Genomic DNA, 466 nt, shown 5'->3' with positions numbered 1-466 from the left:
CGCCCTTTCTAACTTAACCATTAGCGAATAAATGGTACAACGTAATGTTGTGTTATTTATTGGTTTGATTAAAGAAAAGTTTCACTTTTCCTCAGCAATTACTGTTATCTAGTTTTCAAAGAACAATTGGTGGAGCCTAGCGGGATCGAACCGCTGACCTCCTGCGTGCAAGGCAGGCGCTCTCCCAGCTGAGCTAAGGCCCCATTCGTGTAAATATATATGGTGGGCCTAAGTGGACTCGAACCACCGACCTCACGCTTATCAGGCGTGCGCTCTAACCAGCTGAGCTATAGGCCCATATATATGATAGAGAGAATTCTCTCAAAACTGAACGAAATGAAACGTACGTCATGTAAAAATCCTTAGAAAGGAGGTGATCCAGCCGCACCTTCCGATACGGCTACCTTGTTACGACTTCACCCCAATCATCTGTCCCACCTTAGGCGGCTAGCTCCTTACGGTTACT

The 466-nt window shown here is 45.9% G+C and carries 2 tRNA genes and 1 rRNA gene; all 3 read right to left on the bottom strand.

The features are described 5' to 3' along the window. Nucleotides 1–127 precede the first annotated feature (127 nt). A tRNA-Ala gene (locus LJC66_RS27410) sits at nucleotides 128–203 on the bottom strand. Between the two features lie 17 nt (nucleotides 204–220). After that, nucleotides 221–297, bottom strand: a tRNA-Ile gene (locus LJC66_RS27405). A 69-nt stretch (nucleotides 298–366) separates the two neighbouring features. After that, a 16S ribosomal RNA gene (locus LJC66_RS27400) occupies nucleotides 367–466 on the bottom strand; the annotation flags it as partial.

Origin of the sequence: Priestia sp. TSO9 (assembly GCF_021029645.1) — a bacterium.
GTDB lineage: Bacteria > Bacillota > Bacilli > Bacillales > Bacillaceae_H > Priestia > Priestia megaterium_E.
This window is presented reverse-complemented; position numbering and strand designations above follow the sequence as displayed.